Genomic DNA, 2,606 nt, shown 5'->3' with positions numbered 1-2,606 from the left:
TATCAGGCCATGATTTCGGGTGTGAGAGCCGTGAAATGTATCACAGTTGACTCACGCCTTTTAATATTCCGCCTGTTGCACTTAATATGTTAACTCAGCATTTACTATAAAAAAATGACTTATTTGAAATAGTATCTATTCGTAATTGTGATCTGTGAATATGTTTCTTTCGTATCGTAATGTTACATTGTGAACCGCAACTACTTGTTTTTTTTATTGAATTGTCTAATATGCATTCAAACAAACATAGAGGATACATTGATGAACGTAATGGAAATCAGGATAACAGAGGAATGTAAACGTTTAGGCTTAAGCCAAGCTGACTTTGAAAGTTTGACGGGATATTCGTGTAACACACAGACCAGTTACGAACATAACAAAATACCTCTTGGGGGGCTGTGCTTACACAAATTAGCGGAACACGGTTTTGATACTATGTACATTATTACAGGTAATAGAGTTCAGTCAATGAGCATATCGATAGAAGAACAAGAGATAATTGAAAACTATCGCGCCATGAATCAGGCGTCACGCTTAAATATACAAACGGCTAGCCATGCGGTTGTATACAAAAGACATAACGAAAGTATAAGAGTACAAATATCTACAGATCTATAATTATAGAACTGTAGATATTTGTACCTTGAGGTGAAAGCATTACGAGAATTATTTCATAAAGCAACAATCAACAATAAGGATAAGGATAAGGGGAATGATTGAAATTATCGCAGCTTTTTTATTTGGATTTTTGCTTTGCGCTCTTACTACACGTTCAGTAATTAAAGAAAATACAGAATTAAAAAAACGATTGGGAATAGATGATGGAAAAACAAAAATACAAAAAAAATCAAAAAAACAATTAAAAGCTCAGACTGGAAAAACAAACGTACAGGATGAAATTGCCAAGCTACGCAAAATCGGCTCTGCAAATAGGAAAAACTCAGTAAGCACATACAGTAATGCTCATGAATGGAGTGAATCGGATGAGTGGGGTGAATCACCACTTGATGAATTCAAAGATAACTTATCAATAGTATGGGCTGATGCGCCTATTTTGATTGAGTTTAACTACAGTAGTTCAGGTAAGAGAATGCTTTCATTAGAAGAAGTTTCTATAAACTCAGTCGGCGAACCTTATTTTTTCGGTTACTGTATGGAAGCAAATGGCGACAGGACATTCAAAGTCGAAAGAATAGCTTCAAAAATTCAGTACAACGGGGAAACGTACAGTAAAAAAGAGTTTTTTAATGACATCTTGCAATTGAACTCTGGTAAGTGTCTATGACAGTAAGAAGATTATCATCGGGTAAATGGATTTGCGAATGCTACCCCAATGGAAAAAACGGTACTCGCATAAGAAAGCAATTCGCAACCAAAGGTGAGGCGATGGCTTTTGAGAGAAAGCTAGTACCAAAAGACACATCAAATGGCAGTGCGAAGCAAGCATTAAAACTAAGCGAATTAGTTGAACGTTGGTATGAAATGCATGGTAAGACATTAGAATCTGGCCATTCGCGGAAGTCTAAATTAGATGCAATTTGTATGCGGCTAAATAATCCCTATGTTACCGAGTTTGATAAAAATAACGCGATGCTCGACTTTAACATCCTATAACGTTAGCTTGTTGAAGCCAGTCGCGTTGACTTTTACCTTGTTTAAAATTGGCAAAAATACCCAACGTGTGAGAAAGCAGTTTTCTGGCAATTCGATGACTCAAATGCCACAAATCCCGTGCCCAGCACTTCTCGATAGCAAATTGGCCGGCGAGTTGACCAATCACGGTTTCAACTAAACGGCGTTTGGCGTTAATGACCCTTCTCGTTTTTTTGGGGAGGGGGTCATCCATATTGGCCCGCACAGGGGTCATCATTTCAATCCCCTCCGCTTTCATTTCCTGTTTAAACTCAACGCCTAAATACCCTTTATCACCCAGCAAACAGCCTTTTATCGAGCCGATCACATCCCAGGTTGCTTCACGCTCACTGACATTGGCGGGCGTCAGTGTAAACCCGGTTACCACGCCGATTTCGTCTATCATGATATGGCCTTTGAAGCCGTAGTCAGTTTCGTTTTTGGCGGCGCAGTACCCATAATCGGCTTGTCCTTTGAAGTTGGCACTGCCTTTCCTTGCTGTAACTGCGTTAAATTGTCATCTACCCAACAAAACACCCAAATGATAAAATCTTGCTGTGACATAGCCTTTTGTTCCTTTATTTCTCTATTTTTGACGACTTAAAGTTATAAAGGAGCGGCTATGTCATTTCAACTCATCATAAAAGTCGAGCATCGCGTAAAAATATGTTTGCGGTATACCGCGAGCAGCGTCTTAACGGTAAATGGAATACAAAAGGAAAGGGTTCACCCAAACAAGCAACTGTTAATAGTGAACAGTCGTATATTCATGCGGTATTTGCTGAATTAAAAAGATTGGGTGAATGGGAAGGTGAGAACCCTCTTGATGGAATTCGTCAGTTTAAAGAAGGTGATCAGGAATTAGCTTTTCTTTAGTAAGCATCCGGTCATCTCACCTTGCTTTACCAACCAACACTAAAAATGGGGGATTTTTAACTGAAAGGATTATCTGACCAGGGAAGGAGTTCATTCAA

The 2,606-nt window shown here is 38.8% G+C and carries 3 protein-coding genes and 2 pseudogenes; 4 read left to right on the top strand and 1 reads right to left on the bottom strand.

Annotated features, from left to right (window positions below):
* The first annotated feature begins 261 nt into the window (after positions 1–261).
* The 3 genes from Xbed_RS18345 to Xbed_RS18335 all read left to right on the top strand — a co-directional run bounded on the left by Xbed_RS18345 (position 262) and on the right by Xbed_RS18335 (position 1,614).
* Complete coding sequence (locus tag Xbed_RS18345; RefSeq protein WP_086114264.1) at positions 262–618, top strand: hypothetical protein; 357 nt, start codon at positions 262–264, stop codon at positions 616–618.
* Positions 619–712: 94 nt separating this feature from the next.
* Positions 713–1,285, top strand: a complete 573-nt coding sequence (locus tag Xbed_RS18340) for a WYL domain-containing protein (RefSeq protein WP_086114263.1) — start codon at positions 713–715, stop codon at positions 1,283–1,285.
* Positions 1,282–1,614, top strand: a complete 333-nt coding sequence (locus Xbed_RS18335; RefSeq protein WP_086114262.1) for a phage integrase — start codon at positions 1,282–1,284, stop codon at positions 1,612–1,614. Before Xbed_RS18340 ends, Xbed_RS18335 begins: the two co-directional genes overlap by 4 nt.
* Here the strand turns inward: Xbed_RS18335 and Xbed_RS18330 are convergent.
* Positions 1,601–2,125 (bottom strand): annotated as a pseudogene (locus Xbed_RS18330) (IS982 family transposase); the annotation flags it as partial. The gene Xbed_RS18335 and the pseudogene Xbed_RS18330 sit on opposite strands and share 14 nt — an antisense overlap.
* 167 nt (positions 2,126–2,292) lie before the next feature.
* Between Xbed_RS18330 and Xbed_RS18325 the strand changes: the two are divergent.
* Positions 2,293–2,505: pseudogene (locus Xbed_RS18325) on the top strand (phage integrase); the annotation flags it as partial.
* Between the last annotated feature and the right edge of the window lie 101 nt (positions 2,506–2,606).

Source organism: Xenorhabdus beddingii (assembly GCF_002127545.1).
Lineage (GTDB): Bacteria > Pseudomonadota > Gammaproteobacteria > Enterobacterales > Enterobacteriaceae > Xenorhabdus > Xenorhabdus beddingii.
Note: the sequence above shows the minus strand (reverse complement) of the source record. Positions and strands in the feature narration are given on the sequence as shown.